General features: G+C 68.7%; 15 protein-coding genes. 6 read left to right on the top strand and 9 right to left on the bottom strand.

Annotated features, from left to right (window positions below):
• Nucleotides 1–30 precede the first annotated feature (30 nt).
• Nucleotides 31–1,221: a serine hydrolase domain-containing protein gene (locus ON41_RS36350; protein WP_040753420.1), complete on the bottom strand. Its 1,191-nt coding sequence runs from the start codon at nucleotides 1,219–1,221 to the stop codon at nucleotides 31–33.
• Between the two features lie 303 nt (nucleotides 1,222–1,524).
• Between ON41_RS36350 and ON41_RS36345 the strand changes: the two genes are divergently transcribed.
• The 3 genes from ON41_RS36345 (at nucleotide 1,525) to ON41_RS36335 (ending at nucleotide 4,134) form a co-directional block, all read left to right on the top strand.
• Nucleotides 1,525–2,358 (top strand): serine hydrolase domain-containing protein, encoded by an 834-nt coding sequence (locus ON41_RS36345; protein WP_040753419.1) that lies wholly within the window; start codon nucleotides 1,525–1,527, stop codon nucleotides 2,356–2,358.
• Between the two features lie 97 nt (nucleotides 2,359–2,455).
• Entirely contained in the window at nucleotides 2,456–2,989 is a 534-nt protein-coding gene (locus tag ON41_RS36340) for a DUF3145 domain-containing protein (protein WP_040753417.1), read from the top strand.
• A 134-nt stretch (nucleotides 2,990–3,123) separates the two neighbouring features.
• A complete protein-coding gene (locus ON41_RS36335) occupies nucleotides 3,124–4,134 on the top strand; it encodes an acyl-CoA dehydrogenase family protein (protein WP_040753416.1) in 1,011 nt (336 codons plus the stop codon).
• 141 nt (nucleotides 4,135–4,275) lie between these two features.
• On the opposite strand, the gene ON41_RS36330 is transcribed toward ON41_RS36335, so the two are convergent.
• The 8 genes from ON41_RS36330 to aceE form a co-directional block, all read right to left on the bottom strand.
• The gene (locus ON41_RS36330) at nucleotides 4,276–5,136 is read right to left on the bottom strand and encodes a TIGR03619 family F420-dependent LLM class oxidoreductase (protein WP_040753415.1); all 861 of its coding nucleotides are present in this window, start codon (nucleotides 5,134–5,136) and stop codon (nucleotides 4,276–4,278) included.
• A 136-nt stretch (nucleotides 5,137–5,272) separates the two neighbouring features.
• On the bottom strand, nucleotides 5,273–6,601 hold the full coding sequence (gene dctA / locus ON41_RS36325; RefSeq protein ID WP_051163319.1) for a C4-dicarboxylate transporter DctA: 1,329 nt from the start codon (nucleotides 6,599–6,601) through the stop codon (nucleotides 5,273–5,275).
• A 91-nt stretch (nucleotides 6,602–6,692) separates the two neighbouring features.
• Nucleotides 6,693–8,123: an acyl-CoA carboxylase subunit beta gene (locus ON41_RS36320; protein WP_040753414.1), complete on the bottom strand. Its 1,431-nt coding sequence runs from the start codon at nucleotides 8,121–8,123 to the stop codon at nucleotides 6,693–6,695.
• Between the two features lie 117 nt (nucleotides 8,124–8,240).
• Nucleotides 8,241–9,491 (bottom strand): KasA/KasB family beta-ketoacyl-ACP synthase, encoded by a 1,251-nt coding sequence (locus ON41_RS36315; RefSeq protein WP_040753411.1) that lies wholly within the window; start codon nucleotides 9,489–9,491, stop codon nucleotides 8,241–8,243.
• Nucleotides 9,492–9,503: 12 nt separating this feature from the next.
• Complete coding sequence (acpM, locus tag ON41_RS36310) at nucleotides 9,504–9,806, bottom strand: meromycolate extension acyl carrier protein AcpM (RefSeq protein WP_040753409.1); 303 nt, start codon at nucleotides 9,804–9,806, stop codon at nucleotides 9,504–9,506.
• Nucleotides 9,807–9,919: 113 nt separating this feature from the next.
• Nucleotides 9,920–10,834 (bottom strand): ACP S-malonyltransferase, encoded by a 915-nt coding sequence (locus ON41_RS36305; RefSeq protein WP_040753407.1) that lies wholly within the window; start codon nucleotides 10,832–10,834, stop codon nucleotides 9,920–9,922.
• A gap of 127 nt (nucleotides 10,835–10,961) precedes the next feature.
• A complete protein-coding gene (locus ON41_RS36300; protein ID WP_051163309.1) occupies nucleotides 10,962–12,290 on the bottom strand; it encodes a PucR family transcriptional regulator in 1,329 nt (442 codons plus the stop codon).
• A 222-nt stretch (nucleotides 12,291–12,512) separates the two neighbouring features.
• On the bottom strand, nucleotides 12,513–15,386 hold the full coding sequence (gene aceE / locus ON41_RS36295; protein ID WP_085995915.1) for a pyruvate dehydrogenase (acetyl-transferring), homodimeric type: 2,874 nt from the start codon (nucleotides 15,384–15,386) through the stop codon (nucleotides 12,513–12,515).
• A gap of 356 nt (nucleotides 15,387–15,742) precedes the next feature.
• Here aceE and ON41_RS36290 point away from each other — a divergent pair, with 356 nt between their 5' ends.
• The 3 genes from ON41_RS36290 (at nucleotide 15,743) to ON41_RS36280 (ending at nucleotide 17,325) form a co-directional block, all read left to right on the top strand.
• Entirely contained in the window at nucleotides 15,743–16,192 is a 450-nt protein-coding gene (locus ON41_RS36290; RefSeq protein WP_246829671.1) for an Rv2240c family protein, read from the top strand.
• 141 nt (nucleotides 16,193–16,333) lie between these two features.
• A complete protein-coding gene (locus ON41_RS36285; RefSeq protein ID WP_040753814.1) occupies nucleotides 16,334–16,759 on the top strand; it encodes a DUF3052 domain-containing protein in 426 nt (141 codons plus the stop codon).
• 101 nt (nucleotides 16,760–16,860) lie between these two features.
• Nucleotides 16,861–17,325 carry a peroxiredoxin gene (locus ON41_RS36280; RefSeq protein ID WP_040753401.1) on the top strand — a complete coding sequence of 155 codons (465 nt, stop codon included), beginning with the start codon at nucleotides 16,861–16,863 and terminating at the stop codon, nucleotides 17,323–17,325.
• Nucleotides 17,326–17,371: the final 46 nt, after the last annotated feature.

The raw sequence follows: 17,371 nt of genomic DNA, 5'->3' as shown, positions 1-17,371 counted from the left end.
GCCGGGAACTCCCGACCGCACTCATGAGAGCTACAGGCAGCGAAGGAGGGCCTGTCGGAGGTTGCGAGCGCGGGCGTCGTCGAGGACGGCGGTGCCGAGGCGGTTCATGACGTAGCCGAAGCCGAGGCCGGTGGCGGGATCGGCGAAGCCGAAGGAACCGCCGTAGCCGGTGGTGCCGTACGCGCGCTTGTCGGAGCCGAAACGGAATGTGCCGCAGGACTTTCGGAAGCCGAGGTGGTAGCGGCTCCGAGTGAGCAGGATCAGGTCGTCGGCGGGGACGTCCGCGGCGGTGTCGGCGGCGGCGAGCCGGTCCAGGGTCGGGGCGTCGACGGGCAGTTCGCCGGTATCGGCGGCGGCCGCGCCGTACACTCTGGCCAGCGCGCGGGCGGTGCCGACGCCGCCGGCGGCCGGGCTCTCCACGCCGAGGAATTCGCGCCGGGCGGCCTTCTGCGGTGCGCCGGTGCGGGGGCTGCTGAGGGCCCGGTAGGTGAGCCCGCGCTTGGCGTAGAGCTGAATCCCTATGCGCAGCGGCAGATCTCGCTCATAGCGCAGCACGTCCAGGCCCGCCGTCGCCGAGAGTGCGGCGACACGGTCGAGCGGCTCGTCGGCGGGCAGGCCGATGAAGAAGTCGGCGCCCAGCGGCGCGGCGAAATCCTCGGCGAAGACCCGGCCCAGGCTCCGGCGCTCCGGGTCGACCCGGCGAATCAGCTCTCCCTGGTACAGCCCCGCGGTGATCGGGTGGTAGCCGTGCCGGGTTCCGGGCCGCCACATCGGTTTCTGGGCCGCGAGGATATCGGCGAGCCCGTCCCGATCGGCCATATCGCCCAGGCGCACCACCCGATCGAGCACCGGCAGCCCGGCCTGATGGTCGATGAGCTGGCGCACGGTCACCGAATCCTTACCGTGCGAGCCGAATTCGGGCCAGTACCGCGCCACCGGCTCCTCGTAGCCGAGCAGGCCGCGCGAGACCGCGCTCGCGATCACGAACGCCGCCATCCCCTTCGTGGAGGAGAACACCGGCGCCATCGTGTCGCGCTCCCAGGGCACGCTCCGCCGCCGATCCCGGAACCCCGCCCACAGATCCACCACGGCCCGATCCCCGGCATACACCGCGACCGCCGCCCCGATCTCCCCGTGCCGCGCGAAGTTCCGCCGGAACGCATCCGCGACCGGCCCGAACCCGGCCGCCACCTCGCCGTGAATCGTGGGTAACTCACTCATGATCGGACGATCGTATCGGCCCCGCCGCCATGCCCGCGCGCGACCTGATTGCTCTCGGCGGGGCACATGCGTCGTGTTCGTGTGGGTGGCTTGATTGTTCTCGGCGGGGCACATGCGTCGTGTTCGCGGGTGGCTTGATTGTTCTCGGCGGGCGCATGTGTCGTGTTCGTGTGGGTGGCGCGATTGTTCTGTGGGGACGCATGTTTCCCCGCCCGCTGGTAGGGGGAGGCGACGCGCGAGGCGGGACGGGGACACGCGGAACCGGGCGTGGGGGCGGTGGGGACGAGTCGTAGGCTCTTGCGCGTGCGAGCGCTGGAGCAGATTCGGGAGTGGCCGGTTCGGCATGCCGCGGCAGGGGTGGCAACCTCTCGAGGGGTTGTGGGTGTCGAGGGCGACAGGGAACGGGTGTTCGCACTCGCCTCCGTGACCAAACCCCTAGCGGCCTACGCGGTCCTGGTGGCCGTGGAGGAAGGCGCCATCGAACTCGACCAGCCGGCCGGACCGCCCGGCGCCACCGTGCGCCACCTGCTGGCCCACACCTCGGGGCTGGCCTTCGACACCAACGTGATCATGGCCGAGCCGGGGGAGCGGCGCATCTACTCCAGCTCCGGATTCGAGGTGCTGGCGCGGTTCGTGACCGACCAGACCGGAATCGACTTCCCGGAATATCTGCACGAGGCAGTATTCGAGCCTCTCGAAATGAAATCCTCGGTGCTCGCCGGTTCGGCGGGTCATGCGGCACGGTCCTCGCTGGACGACCTGCTCCGTTTCGCGGGAGAGTTGCTGAACCCCACGCTCATTTCCCGGCAAACGCTCGACGAGGCGACCGGGGTGCAATTCCCGGGCCGCAACGGCGTGCTGCCCGGCTATGGCACCCAGCGCCCCAATGATTGGGGTCTGGGATTCGAGATCCGCGACCATAAAACTCCGCACTGGACGGGCGCCGCCAACTCGCCCCGGACCTACGGCCACTTCGGCCAGTCGGGGACGTTCCTGTGGGCCGATCCGGCGCTCGGGGTGGCGTGCGTGGCGCTGAGCGACGAGAATTTCGGCGACTGGGCGCGCGCGGTATGGCCGACGTTCAGCGACGCGGTCATCGCCGAGATCACCACATCGCGCGACACGGCAACAAAGTAACACCCGTAACTCCGGGCACTCCAGTAAACTCGGGCAACGCACCGGCTCGCAGCAGGGATGTTGGGGAAGACGTCCCACGTCGAGGCTGGAGGTACTGGTGCGCGCATCGAATCAGTTCGCTGATGCGACGACTGGTGTTGTGTACATCCATTCGTCGCCGGCCGCGCTGTGCCCGCACATCGAGTGGACCCTCTCCTCGGCCCTGAAGTCACCCGCGAAATTGCGCTGGACATCACAGCCGGCGGCGTCGGGTCAGCTGCGCGCGACCACCGACTGGGTAGGCCCGGTGGGCACGGGATCGAGGATTGCTACGGCTTTGCGAGCGTGGCCGGTGTTGCGTTTCGAAGTCACCGAGGATCCCAGTGAGGGCGTCGACGGCGAACGCTACTGTTTCGTCCCCGGCCTGGGTCTGTGGCGCGGCGCGACGGGCGCCAACGGCGATGTCGTGGTGGGAGAAAATCGCCTCCGGGAAATAGTGCGGGCCGCCCACGAACGCGGCCGGCACACCCCGTCGGAAATCACCGCGGAGATCGACCAGGCCCTCGGCACCGCCTGGGACGACGACCTCGAGCCGTTCCGCTGGGGCGGCGAGGGCGCGGAGGTCACCTGGCTGCGCCGCGACGTCGGCTGAGCGGCGACACCCGCTGCCCGCCACGAAACCTCCTGCTGTCCCGGCATGCTCTCGGCCGGGACCCACACCTCCGCGCTGGGGGTTCCGGCCGATAGAGTGCCGGAGGGCGACATGTCGATCGGGAGGGGTGATCCGTGGCTCAGGACTGGCCGGCCGCGGCGCGACAGGTGGTTGAGGAGGTCCTCGATCCGCGGGCCGGGGAGGTGGACCGCACCGGGGTCATCCCGCCGGGGAACTTCGACGCGTTGGCCGAGCGGGGTTTCTACGGGTTCGTGCTGTCGGAGGGGATGACCCCCGACGCGCTGATCGATACGGCCGCCACCGTGCTCGGCGGTTGTCTGGCAACGGGTTTCGTGTGGGCACAGCACCTCGGCGCCCTGCGGGCGGTCGCCTTCGGTGACAACGCGGAGCTGCGTGACCGCCTCCTGCCGGAGATGCGCGAGGGGCGATACCGGTGCGGCGTGTCCTACGCCGGTGCGCGCACGGCCCCGACGCTGTTCGCCGAGCCCGTCGACGGCGGCTTCGCGCTGACCGGCACCGCCCCCTTCGTGACGGGCTGGGGTTACGTCGACGCGGTGGCCACCTCGGTCCGCCTGCGCTCGGGCGAGACGGAATCCGTTGCGACACTGCTGGTTCCGTCCGATACTACGCAGGGCGTGACGGCGGAGCGCATCCCGCTGATCGCCGCCGACGCCAGCGCGACGGTCCGAGTCACCTACGACAACGCCTTCATCGACGGCTCCCGCCTCGTCGGCGTGAAATCGCTCGGCGAGTTCACCGCGGGCCGCGGCAGCCTGACCGACTGGGTGAACGGGGCCCTGTCGCTCGGCGTGCTGTCGCGCTGCGTGCGGCAACTGCACGACCTGGGCGCCGATACGGCCGCCTACGACACCCAGTTCGCCGCCCTGCGGGAACGCTTCGCCTCGGCCGTGGGCGACGCCGAGGCGACCTACGCCCTGCGCGCCGAGATCGCCCAGGCCGCCGTCAATGCCGCGGCCGCGGGCGTCGTGGCGGTCGGCAGCCGCGCCACCGCCGCCGACTCGACCCCGGAACGACTCATGCGGCAGGCGACCTTCGCGCTGGTGTGCACCACCCGCGACCCGATCAGGAATGCCCTACTCGCCCGCCTCGCTCCCGCCGGGTAGCGCCGACTGCCCCTACCCGGCCGGGTGCTTGCGCTGGACAGCGCCTGCCGTCGCCGATGCTCCCGCTGGAAAGCGCGACTGTCGCAACCGGCCGGCGCTCCCGTTTTGATAGTGCCGGTTGGCTCAGCCGCGAGGCGCGGATCACGAACCTGCGTGGATGAACCGCTCGGCGAAGCGGGACAGTTCGTCGAGGCGCTCCTTCGGGTCGGGCGCAGTGGCGCTGACGACGAGGCGCGTGACTCCCGCCTCGGTGAAGGCCGCGAGCCGCTCGTCGGTCAGGTCGATGCCGCTCCAGCGGGAGTAGTCGAGCAGGTCCGGATTCCGCCCGGCCGCCGCGGCGGTCGAGCGCGCCAGCTCCCACTGCTCGGCCCGTTCCTGCGGGACCAGCGCGCCTCCGGCGAAGTATCCGTCACCGCGCAGCCCGACCCGGCGGGCGGCCGCGTTACTCGACCCGCCGATGTGGATGGGGAGTGTGGTGGCCTCGTAGGGCTTCGGATACTGCACGACCTTGTCGAGGGAGTAGAACTCCCCGTCGTAGCTGACGCCCTCCGTGCCGCCGGACCACAGCAGGCGCAGCACGTCGATCGCCTCGTCGGTGCGGCGTCCGCGGGTGCGGAAGTCGACCCCCGCCGCATCCGCCTCCTCCGCGAGGATGCCGATCCCGATCGTCAGCAGCCGCATGCGGCCCTTGGACAGGGTGTCGATCGTCGCCAGCTGCTTGGCCAGCACCACCGGATGCCGGTACGGCAGCAACAGGACTCCGGTGCCCAGGAGCAGCCGGTCGGTGGCCGCGGCGACGTAGGCGAGGGTGTCGAGCGGGTCGAGGAACGGCAGGTCGAGCTGGACCTCCGTGCCGTGCAGCGTCGTCCCGGGGCGCAGGGCCAGATGTTCGGGCAGGTACAGGCCCTCGAATCCGCACGCCTCCGCATGCCGCGCGTAGGCGACGATGGCATCGGGATCGCCGCCGTAGAAGGCACTGTTGTAACTGACTGCGAACTTCATACCCGGCCCTTCCGGCGCCGGGCAGCCCGGACCGCCAGCTCAATGGTTGTCGCGGTGGACAACCCGATGCCGGCGCGAGGCATTCCCGCACTTCGCCGGGCGCACAACCCGATGCCGGCGCGAGGCATTCCCGCACCTACACCCGCGCACCGTCCAGCACCGCGCGCATGCGCGACTTGTCCAGTTGCCCTTCCCAGTTCGCGACCACGAGCGTGGCCACGCAGTTGCCGAGCAGATTCACCGAGACCCGCATCGAATCCATGATCCGGTCCGCGCCGAGCAGGACCGCGACGGCCGCGACGGGGATGGAGCCGTGCCCGATGGCGGAGATGGTGGCCGACAGCGCCAGGAACGACGAACCCGGCACGCCCGCCATCCCCTTGGACGTGAGCATCAGCACCAGCAGCGCCGTAATCTGTTCGCCCACACTGAGATCCACCCCCAGCGCTTGCGCGAGGAACAGCACGCAGATCGACAGGTAGAGGGTGGCCCCGTCGAGATTGAACGAGTACCCGGTCGGGATCACCAGTCCCGTGCACGCCCGCGAACAGCCGGCGTCGGTCAGCTTGGTCATGATGCGCGGCAGCACGGCCTCGGTGGAGGCGGTGCCGAGCGCCAGGAACAGCTCGTCCTTCACGTACTTCAGCAGCTTCCAGGGATTCACCCCCGCGAACACCCGCACGATCGCCGCCAGCACCAGCAGGAACAGCGCCGCGGCGAGATAGCAGCAGGCGATGAGCTTGCCGTAGCTGCCCAGCGACGACAGCCCGTACTGCCCGATGATGTAGGCCATCGCCCCGAACGCGCCGAGCGGCGACAGCCGCATGATCCACCCGATGATGACGAAGAAGATCTGCCCGATCTGGTCGATCGCCTGCGGGATCATGGTCGGCACGCGCTCGCGGAACTTCGCCAGCGCCAGGCCGAACAGCACCGCGAAGAACAGGACCTGCAACAGCTGATTCTCCGCGAACGCCGAGATCACCGACGCCGGAACGATATTCAGCAGAAACTCGACGGTGTGCGGCAGCTCCCCGTTACCGGTCTTCTTCGCCACCTGGTCCGCGCCGGTGGCCAGTGTCTGCGCATCGATGTGGAAGCCGCTGCCCGGCTGGACCAGATTGCCCACCAGCAGCCCGAACAGCAGCGCGAACGTGGTGACGGCCTCGAAGTAGATCAGGGCCTTGACCCCGATCCGGCCCACCGCCTTCATATCCCCGACATGCGCGATGCCGAGCACGACCGTGCAGAACACGATCGGCGCGATCACCATCTTGATCAGTTTGATGAAGCCGTCGGCCAGCGGTTTCAGGTCCGCGCCCAGCCCCGGCCACAGCGCGCCCACCGCGATCCCGGCCACGATCGCCACCAGCAACTGCACGAACAGCGAGCTGTACCAGCGCGAGCGAGGCGCACCGTCCTCATCGTTCCCGGAGATCTCGGGAACATCGGTCACCACCGTCATGGCGGGAAAATATGTGGCGCGTGTGCCGCCGCCATATCGCGCGGGTTACCGGCAGGCTACCGGTTTCGTATATGAAATCCGGAGCGACGACTTACAGCGGGATGTTCTTGTTGTGGCTCGCGCGGGCCGGGGCCGACGCGAGGGCGGCGGCGAGGGTGGAGCGGGTCTTGGCGGGGTCGATGACCTCGTCGACGACGCCGATGGCGAGGGCGCGGCCGACACCGCCGGCGATGGCCTCGTGCTCGGCGGTGAGTCGCTCGATCATCGCCTCGCGCTCCTCCTCGGGCGCCTTGGCGATCGCCTTCTTGTGCAGGATGCCGACCGCGGCCTTGGCGCCCATGACGGCCACCTCGGACTCGGGCCAGGCGAACACCGCGGTCGCGCCCAGCGAGCGGGCATTCATGGCGATGTAGGCGCCGCCGTAGATCTTCCGGGTCACCAGCGTGACGCGCGGGACGCGGGCCTCGGCGAAGGCGTGCAGCAGCTTGGCGCCGCGGCGCACCACGCCCTCCCACTCCATCCCGACGCCGGGCAGGTAGCCGGGCACGTCGGTGACGACCACGATCGGGATGCCGAAGGAGTTGCACAGCCGCACGAAACGCGCTGCCTTCTCGGCACTTTCGGAGGTGAGGCAGCCGCCCATGCGCAGCGGATTGTTGGCGAGGACGCCGACGGTGCGGCCACCGAGGCGGCCCAGGCCGGTCACGATGCTGCGCGCGTAGCCGCCCTGCAACTCCTCGAAGGTGGACTCACCGTCCACGTTGTCGAGCAGTTCGTGCACGACCGGCTTCACGTCGTAGGCGCGCTTGGCCGAGGCCGGGAGCATCGCCTTGAGGTCGACATCGCCGTGTTCGGCGGCGAGCAGGTCGAATTCACCCTGCTCGGCGAACATCGAGACCAGCCGGCGGCCGCGGTGCATGGCGTCGTTCTCGTCGTTGGCGACGATGTGGCACACGCCGGACTTCTTGCCGTGGGTGACCGGGCCGCCGAGCGTTTCCATATCCACGTTCTCGCCGGTCACCGAGCGCACCACGTCCGGGCCGGTCACGAAGACGCGACCCTCCGGGGCCATGATGACGACATCGGTGAGCGCGGGACCGTAGGCCGCGCCACCGGCCGCGAAGCCGACGACGACGGAAATCTGGGGGACCAGGCCGGACGCGCGGACCATGGCCTCGAAGACGAGACCGACCGCGTGCAGCGCCTCGACACCCTCGGCCAGGCGGGCCCCGCCGGAATGCCAGATGCCGACGACGGGGATCTTGGAGTCGATAGCCGTGTCGATGGCGTCGACGATGTGCTTGCAGCCCTCGACGCCCATCGCGCCGCCCATGACGGTGGCGTCCGAGCAGTAGGCGACGGTGCGCACGCCGTCGACCTCGCCGACGGCCGCCAGCACACCGGACTTGTCGCGCGGGTGCAGCGGCAGCACCGTTCCGGGATCGAAGAAGCGCTGCAACCGGCCCAGCGGATCACGGGGATCGGTCGTGGCGTCCGCCTGGGCGGGGACCATGGTGGTCATCGCGTTGTCTCCTCGAGGGAAAGTGGAGTCGCTGCCGCGGCTGTGAATGCAGTTGTCCCGGTGGGGTTTCCGCGGTTCCGGAAACCCCACCGGGATCGCTGTGTGATCGGCTCGGCGTCAGTACCGGCCGAAGGCGAGCGCCACATTGTGCCCACCGAATCCGAACGAGTTGTTGATCGCGTACTCGATGTCCTGGCGGCGGGCCTCGCCGTGCACGACATCGAGGTCGATCTCCGGATCCTGGCTCTCCAGGTTCAGCGTGGGCGGCACGATGCCGTCCCGGATGCTGAGCACGGTGAGCACCGACTCGAGGGCGCCGACGGCGCCGATCGAGTGCCCCAGAGCGGACTTCGGGGCGTAGACCGAGGCGTGGTTGCCGACGGCCAGGTTGATCGCGTTCGCCTCGGCGGTGTCGCCGATCGGCGTCGCGGTCGCGTGCGCGTTGACGTGGGTGATGTCCTTCTGGGTCAGACCCGCGGTCTGCATCGCCCGGGTCATCGCGCGTGCCGCGCCCTTGCCGTCGGGGGCCGGGGCGACCAGGTGGAAACCGTCGGAGGTGATACCCGCGCCCATCAGGCGAGCGTGGATGGTGGCCCCGCGCGCCTTGGCGTGCTCCTCGGTCTCCACGACCATCAGCGCACCGGCCTCGCCGAAGACGAAACCGTCACGCCCGGAGTCGAACGGACGCGAGGCGCCCTTCGGGTCGTCGTTGCGGGTGCTCATCGCGCGCATCATGGAGAACGCCGCGATCGGCACCGCATCGATGTAGCCCTCGACCCCGCCGGTGACGACCATGTCGGCGTCGCCCATCACGATCATCCGCCACGCGTTCGCGATGGCTTCCGAACCCGACGAGCACGCCGATACCGGCGTGACCACTCCCGCCCGGGCCTGGAGTTCCAGACCCACAACGGCGGACGGCCCGTTCGGCATGACCATCTGAACTGCCAGCGGCGAGATCTTGCGATAGCCACCGTTCTTCAGCTTGTCGACCGAGTCGATGAGCGCGTCGCCGCCGCCGAGGCCGGTGCCGATCGCCACGCCGAGCCGCTCGGGGTCGACCTCGGGGCTTCCCGCGTTGCGCCACACCTCGCGACCGAGAACGGTCGCGAGCTGCTCGACGTACGCCATGCGACGACATTCGACCCGGCTGAGCTGGGTCTCCGGACGGACCTTCAGGTGGCCGCCGATGCGGACCGGAAGGTCGTATTCCTCGACAAAGGAATCCTCGAGCGTCTCGATGCCGCTCTCGCCGTTGAGGAGTCCCTTCCACGTCGCATCGACGTCGCCCGCGATCGACGTGGTCGCCGCCAGGCTCGTTACGACGACGTTGGGAAAGTTCCCGTTCAAGGTGGAAGGAGTGGTCACGGTATCGGGCCCTTACTCGGCCGCGCCGAACTTGGCCTTGAGCTCCTCGGCCGCGTCGGCGTTCTCCGCCTCGAGCTTCTGGATGTAGCCCACGGCGTCACCCACGGTCTTGAGGCTGGCGAGATCCTCGTCGGGGATCTTGACGCCGTACTTGTCCTCGGTCTGCACCGCGATCTCGACCATCGACAGCGAGTCGATGTCCAGGTCGTCGACGAAGGACTTCTCGATCGTCACCTCGGAGGGCTCGATGCCGGTCACCTCTTCGATGATCTTGCCGAGCTCTTCGACGATCTGTTCCTGGGTCAGAGCGGCCACTTCGTGGCTCCCTTCTTGTTACTCACTAGCGTCCGATTGTTTTTTCGGTCCGAGACGGCGGAGTGTTTCCGTCGACTCGCTCACGGCCGCATCGTTGCGTGCCGCGAGGAAAGCTATCCGTTTGCCGACAGTTCGGCCAACGCGGGGATGTCTTCGGGGGTCTTCAGCGCCAGATTCGGGGTGCCCTTGAGCTCCCGCTTGGCGATTCCGACGAGGGTTCCGGCAGGAGGCAGTTCGGCCACACCGGCCACCCCTGCCGCGCGCACGGTCTCCGTGCACAGATCCCACCGGACGGGCCGGGTGACCTGCGCCGCGAGCTTCTCGATGGCGTCTTTGCCCGAGATGACCGGCTTGCCGTCGAAGTTCGACAGCAGGGTCCGGGTCGGCTCGCCGGGAGTGATCTGCGCGATCGCTCCCGTCACGGCGTCCTGCGCGGGCGCCATGAAAGCGGTGTGGAAGGCGCCGGCGACGGGCAGCGCGCGGATGCGCGCCTTCTCCGGCGGGTTGGCCGCCAGTTCCGCCAGCGCGTCCAGCCGCCCCGCCGCCACGATCTGGCCGGCGGCGTTGCGGTTGGCGGGTACGAGGTCCAGCTCGGCGAGCCGCTCGAGGACGACGGTCTCGTCGCCACCGAGGACGGCCGACATGCCGGTCGGTTCCAGTGCGCACGCCTTGGCCATCTCCGCGCCGCGGATGGCGGCCAGGGTGACGGCCTCGTCGGGGGTGATGACCCCGGCGACGGCCGCCGCGGCGAATTCACCGACCGAGTGTCCGGCGACGATGGTGTCCGCCGGAACCGATGCCTCGGGGATCTCCGCGAACGCGAGCAGCGCCGCGGCGACCACGAGAGGTTGTGTCACCGCGGTGTCCTTGATCTCGTCCGCGGTGGCGGTGGTGCCGAGCTGCACCAGATCCAGGCCGGAGGCCTTGGACCACAGTTCGAGACGGTCACGCGCGCCGGGAAGATCGAGCCAAGGCGCGAGCATGCCGGGTGTCTGGGAGCCCTGTCCTGGGGCGTACAACGCGATCACGCCTCTACAAAACACCGTGGATGCCCTCCGTGGAGATGTCGACGCCGATGAAGCTTCCGGACGGCTTTTGTGTGGACTCCACAAAACGGCCGGTGGGTTGCCGGGATCGACCGATTCGCCGGACTCGTTACATTCCGTCTTCGTAAAGTGGGGCGGAAGAGGCGTCTGGGGCGGAAGTGGGCACTTCGTTACGGGTTCGTGTCAGCCGGCCTATCGTGGCGGCGATCCGGAGCACGTAGGCGTCCCGCGGATTCATCGGATCCCGGCCGGTGATGTCGGCGATACGCTTCAACCGATATCGGACCGTATTTGGATGAACGAACAGCTGGCGCGCACAAGTCTCGACGGCGCCACCGCAATCCAGGTAGGCATCGAGGGTGTCGGCCAGGGCCGAGCCGGCGGCGGCCAACGGTAGCACAAGATACTCGTTCAGAGCGTCGACCGCAGCGCGGTCCCCGAGCAGGGCCCGCTCGGGTAGCAGCTCCGAGGCGTGCACCGGCCGCGGGGCGCCGCGCCAGCCCACCACGGCCTCCATCCCCGCCATCGCCTCCACCGCGCTGACGTGCGCCGCGGACAGCGTGCGAGTGGTCGGGCCGATCACCACGGGACCGTCGGAGAACGATTCGGCCAGCAGATCGACCAGGAAGGGGGAGGGGTAGCCGATATCGCCGAGGTTCCCGCTGACCACCATCACCAGCCGCGACCCCTGGATCACGGCCAGCGCCGCGCGGCCGTGCCGGGCGGCGAGGGTGTGCACCGAGCCGACCACGGTGACCTGATCGCTGGGCGGGATGCCGACCAGCACGGTCGCCGGCGCGGTCGCGTCCCAGTTCAGAGTGGCAGCGCGCGAGAGCATCTCGGGCCCGGTGTCTCCGCGTACAACGGCGTCCACGACGAGGGCCTCGAGCCGGGTGTCCCACGCGCCGCGCGACTCGGCCGCGCTGGCGTATACCGAGGCGGCCGCGAAGCCGAGTTCACGCCCGTAGCGCAGCACCGCCTCGGTCAGCGCCACCAGCTGCCGATCGTTGCGGGCCAGCGCCGGCAGCCACTGCTCGAAGAACTCCATGGCCACGCGGACCATGTCGACGGTCTGGCGCAGCGTCAGCCGCCGCGCCAGATCCTGCGGGATCACCTGGAAGGCGTCGAGGCTGAACCGGATGTCGCTCTCGGGATCCTGCAGCCACTCCAGGAAGTTCACCACCGCGGTCTGCACCAGCATCTGCACGCCGGCCCGCTGCGCGGCGTCCAGGTCGCCGAAGAACGGCAGCCGGTCCTCCATCGAGGCGATGGCCTCGGTCGACAGCCGGCCCGAGAACTGTTTCACCCGCTTGAGCAGGGTGTCCGGGAGCGGATCGCGGGTCTGCTGATAGGGCGAGAGCGCGCCGGTCGGCAGGTAGACCTCGTGTTGGGACGACGTGTCGGAGACCCGGCGCGGCCGCGGCGGTTTACGTTCCACTGCTCAATACTCTCCTGTGGGGGCGCTGCCCCCGCATCCCCCTGTACCCCCGGTGTGCCGCGGAGACAATCTGTCGCGCTGCGATATCGGCGCGATGTTTCGCGGAGATGACATAGGACGCGGCCGACCCATCCGTTATCCCGGCATGCCAGTTCGTTGTCCCGGCATGCCAGTTCGTTGTCCCGGCATGCTTTCGGCCGGGACCAGCCGCGTCCCGTCCGCTCACGCCAGCTGTTCTTCGCCGCTGGTGGACTGCTCCGCGGCGTCGACATCGCCGATGCGGTACCGGGCCGCGGCGTCGACGGCCACGGCCTTGTCGACCTTGCCCGCGCGGGCCAGCGCCTGCAGCGCCGCCACCGCGATGGACTGGGCGTCGACGTTGAACACCCGGCGCGCGGCCGGACGCGTGTCGGAGAACCCGAATCCGTCGGTGCCGAGGGTGACGTAGTCGCCGGGCACCCACTTGCGGATCTGGTCCTGCACCGCGCGCAGCCAGTCCGAGGCGGCGACGAACGGGCCCTGGGCCTGCGAGAGCACCTGCGTGACATAGGGAACGCCGGGATCGGTTCCCGGATCGCGCAGCGCCGCGATCTCCTTGGCCACCGCCTCCTTGCGCAGCTCGCTGAACGACGTCACCGACCACACGTCCGCCTGCACACCCCACTCCGAGGCCAGCAGCTCCTGCGCGCGCACGCCGTCGGGCACGGTCACGCCGGACACCAGGATCTGCGCGCGCACATCGCCCTCGCCACCGCGCTTGTACAGGTAGATGCCCTTGAGCAGGCCCTCGATATCGAGGTCGTCCGGCTCGGCCGGCTGCGTATAGGGCTCGTTGTACAGGGTGATGTAGTAGAAGACGCTCTCACCGCCGAAGGGATCCTTCGCCAGATGCGGGTGCGTACCCGGCAGCACGCCGGGCTCCGGCTGCCCGCCGCCGTACATGCGGCGCAGCCCGTCGCGCACGATGTGGGCGATCTCGAAGGAGAACGCCGGATCGTAGGCGACCACCGCCGGATTCGTCGACGCCAGCAGCAGCGAGTGACCGTCGTTGTGCTGCAGTCCCTCACCGGTCAGCGTGGTTCGCCCGGCGGTAGCCCCGAGCACGAAGCCGCGGGCGAGCTGGTCGGCCGCGGCCCACAGCCCGTCGCCGGTGCGCTGGAATCCGAACATCGAATAGAAGATGTACAGCGGGATCATCGGCTCGCCCTGAGTGGCGTACGAGGTGCCCGCCGCGGTGAACGACGCGGTCGATCCGGCCTCGTTGATGCCCTCGTGCAGGATCTGCCCGACCGAGCTCTCTTTGTAGGCAAGCATCAATTCCGCGTCGACGGACGTGTACAACTGCCCGTTGCGGTTGTAGATCTTCAACGAAGGGAACCACGAGTCCATCCCGAAGGTGCGGGCCTCGTCGGGGATGATCGGCACGATCCGCTTGCCGATCTCCTTGTCGCGCAGCAACTCCTTCATCAGGCGCACGAACGCCATCGTGGTCGCGACGTTCTGCTTGCCCGAACCCTTGCGCACCGTGCGGTACGGCTCGTCGCCGGGAAGTTGCAGGGGCTTGGGCGCGGTGCGCCGCTCGGGGACGAAACCGCCGAGCTGGCGACGCCGGTCGAGCATGTACTGGATGGCCGGATCGTCCTGGCCGGGGTGGTAGTAGGGCGGCAGGTACGGATCGGCCTCGAGCTGTTCGTCGGAGATCGGGATGCGCTGCACGTCGCGGAACGACTTCAGATCGTCCAGCGTCATCTTCTTCATCTGGTGGGTGGCGTTGCGGGCCTCGAAGTGCTTGCCCAGGCCGTAACCCTTGATCGTCTTGGCCAGGATGACCGTCGGCTGGCCCTGGTGCGCCAGCGCCGCCGCGTAGGCCGCGTAGATCTTGCGGTAGTCGTGGCCGCCGCGCTTGAGGTTCCAGATCTGCTGATCCGACAGGCCCTTCACCAGTTCCTTGGTGCGCGGGTCGCGCCCGAAGAAGTGCTCGCGCACGTAGGCGCCGTCGTTGGCCTTGTAGGTCTGGTAGTCGCCGTCGGGCGTGGAGTTCATCAGGTTGACCAGCGCGCCGTCGCGGTCGGCGCTCAGCAGCGCGTCCCACTCGCGGCCCCAGATGACCTTGATGACGTTCCAGCCGGCGCCGCGGAAGAACGACTCCAGCTCCTGGATGATCTTGCCGTTGCCGCGCACCGGGCCGTCCAGCCGCTGCAAGTTGCAGTTGATGACGAAGGTCAGGTTGTCCAGACCCTCGTTGGCCGCCACCTGGATCAGGCCGCGCGACTCCGGCTCGTCCATCTCGCCGTCGCCGAGGAACGCCCACACGTGCTGGTCGGAGGTGTCCTTGATGCCACGATCGTGCAGGTAGTGGTTGAACCGGGCCTGGTAGATGGCGTTCATCGGGCCCAGACCCATGGAGACCGTGGGGAATTCCCAGAAATCGGGCATCAGGCGCGGATGCGGATACGACGACAGGCCGTGGCCCGGACCGCCGTGGCTGTACTCCTGGCGGAACCCGTCGAGCTGATCCTCGCCGAGGCGGCCCTCGAGATACGCGCGGGCGTAGATGCCGGGGGAGGCGTGGCCCTGGATGAAGATCTGGTCGCCGCCGCCGGGATGGTCCTTGCCGCGGAAGAAGTGGTTGAAGCCGACCTCGTACATCGCCGCCGACGACGCGTAGGTCGAGATGTGGCCGCCCACACCGATTCCCGGCCGCTGCGCGCGGTGCACCATGACCGCGGCGTTCCAGCGGATCCAGGCGCGGTAGCGGCGCTCGACCTCCTCGTCGCCGGGGAACCAGGGCTCGTTCTCGGTGGGGATGGTGTTGACGTAGTCCGTCGAGGTCAGCGCGGGGATGGCGACATGGCGCTCACCGGCGCGCTCGAGCAGCCGCAGCATCAGGTAGCGGGCACGGCCGGGACCCTCGCGATCGAGCATCTCGTCGAACGACTCCAGCCATTCGCCGGTTTCCTCCGGGTCGATGTCCGGTAGGTATGACGCCACCCCCTCGCGGATCACACGCACACGTGCACCAGCCGGCCGCGCGCGTGCCGACTCCGGGTCGGCGGCAGCGCCGTTGGCGGTGGAACTCGACGACTTCGGGTGCATCACGTCTGTCAAAATCAAAGCTCCTCGTACAGGGGTGGACAAGCTGATGGCTCTAACCCCGGACGGCCGCGCTGGTGGGCGGGCCGTCCGTCACTCACGTCATGGGGCGCATCTCACATCCTTGTCGATGATGCGTCCCAGGTCATCATGTCAGCCGGAAATCCAGTACCGTTCTCCAGGCAACTGCGGTGTGCGCCACCGCGAACACTGTCGGATGGACACCGCCCAGGTCAGAAGCGGGGAGGAAGATGAAACTGCTGAACCCACGTGGGTTCGGGTTGGCGTGCGCGACTTTCGCGGTCGGCACGGGACTGGTGATAGCCGGCTGCTCCAGCAGCGTCCACGGTACCGCTACCGTGAACGAGACGGATGCGGCCGCGTTCCGGACCGAGATGTCGGCGTCCTCGGCGGCGGCGACCTCCTCGGCGAAGGCGGCCGCTCAGGACAAGGCCATCACCGAGAACTGCAGTCCGTTCCGCGACCTCTCCGGAGTCGCGGTGACCAAGTACAACGAGTTCGTCGACGCCCACGACGCCAACGCGCCCGATCAGGACGCCAAGCGCGACTCGGCCGCGGAGACGCTCGAGAACGCCGCGCGCACCGTGGAGGGCCGCGTGAGCTCCTCCGGCGACGCGCTACCGGCCGACCTGGCGCAGAAGTTCACCGACTATGTGGTGGCCGCGCGGGCGCTGGCGGACGAATCTCGCAAAATGACCTACACCGCCCCCGTCGGACCGCTGAACGACGCCAGCAAGCGGGTCAACGACACGCTGAACACCGTGCGTAACGCATGCCCGACGCGCTGAGGCGGAAGCCGATCCGGACCCCCGGGAGACGCCGCGCTACGCGACATTTCGGGATGTATTTGGGCGGATCGGCTTGCGCTGCGGCCGATAACCATGTTCGCTTGCACCTATCTACTGTCGGCAGTTGAGGAGGACACCACCGTGGTCGCCGCGGCGGACGCGCAGAACAACGCTCAGAAGCAGCTCGGCATTTCTCACGGAATGGTGATTCAGGAACTGGGCTGGGACGATGACACCGACGACGGTCTGAGGGAGGAGATCGAGGAGGTATCGGGCGCCGAGATGGTGGACGAAGACACCGATGAGGTGGTCGACGTCGTCCTGCTCTGGTGGCGTGACGGTGACGGCGATCTGGCCGACGAGCTGATGGACGCGATCAGCCCGCTCTCCGATGACGGTGTCATCTGGGTGCTCACCCCCAAGACCGGCCGGCCCGGCCACGTCGATCCCAGCGAGATCGCCGAGTCGGCGCCCACGGCGGGCCTGACGTCCACCACGCCCGTCAGCCTCGGTGTGTGGACCGGGACCAAGCTGATGCAGCCCAAGACGCCCACGAAGCAGCGCTGACCGCCTGTTCGACTACGCTGGAACAGGGGTGGGATCGTGCTGCCTGCTGTGTAGTCACGCCCGTACCGCGGACGCCGCCATCGATCACAGGAGGACAGCGCATGCCGCTCGAAGAGGGCACGGTCGCACCGGATTTCACGCTGAAGGACCAGAACAACCAGGAAGTCCGCCTGTCCGACTACCGCGGGCAGAAGAACGTCCTGATCGTGTTCTACCCCTTGGCGTTCACCGGAATCTGCCAGGGCGAGCTGTGCAAGGTGCGGGACGAGCTGCCCAAGTTCCAGAACGACAACGCCGAGATCCTCGCGATCTCCGTCGGCCCGCCGCCCACCCACAAGATCTGGGCGGCGGAGCAGGGCTACACCTTCCCCCTGCTGTCGGACTTCTGGCCCCACGGCGCCGTCGCCCAGACCTACGGCGTCTTCAACGACAAATCCGGCTTCGCCAACCGCGGCACCTTCGTCATAGACAAGGACGGCATCATCCGCTTCTCGGAGATGAACGGCCCCGGCGAGCCCCGTGACCAGGCAGCTTGGGAGAAAGCCCTCGCTGCGTTAGATTCGTAACCCGCCGCAACTACGCGGCACTCCGTCCCGCCGGTCACCCGGCGCC

The organism is Nocardia transvalensis NBRC 15921 (assembly GCF_000308875.1).
Taxonomy (GTDB): domain Bacteria; phylum Actinomycetota; class Actinomycetes; order Mycobacteriales; family Mycobacteriaceae; genus Nocardia; species Nocardia transvalensis.
This window is presented reverse-complemented; position numbering and strand designations above follow the sequence as displayed.

What these genes read in the sequence shown, in the direction of transcription:
- ON41_RS36350 (WP_040753420.1), bottom strand. Translation starts at nt 1,221, where the DNA reads ATGAGTGAGTTACCCACGATTCACGGCGAGGTGGCGGCCGGGTTCGGG.
- ON41_RS36330 (WP_040753415.1), bottom strand. Translation starts at nt 5,136, where the DNA reads ATGAAGTTCGCAGTCAGTTACAACAGTGCCTTCTACGGCGGCGATCCC.
- dctA (WP_051163319.1), bottom strand. Translation starts at nt 6,601, where the DNA reads ATGACGGTGGTGACCGATGTTCCCGAGATCTCCGGGAACGATGAGGAC.
- ON41_RS36320 (WP_040753414.1), bottom strand. Translation starts at nt 8,123, where the DNA reads ATGACCACCATGGTCCCCGCCCAGGCGGACGCCACGACCGATCCCCGT.
- aceE (WP_085995915.1), bottom strand. Translation starts at nt 15,386, where the DNA reads ATGCACCCGAAGTCGTCGAGTTCCACCGCCAACGGCGCTGCCGCCGAC.
- ON41_RS36280 (WP_040753401.1), top strand. Translation starts at nt 16,861, where the DNA reads ATGCCGCTCGAAGAGGGCACGGTCGCACCGGATTTCACGCTGAAGGAC.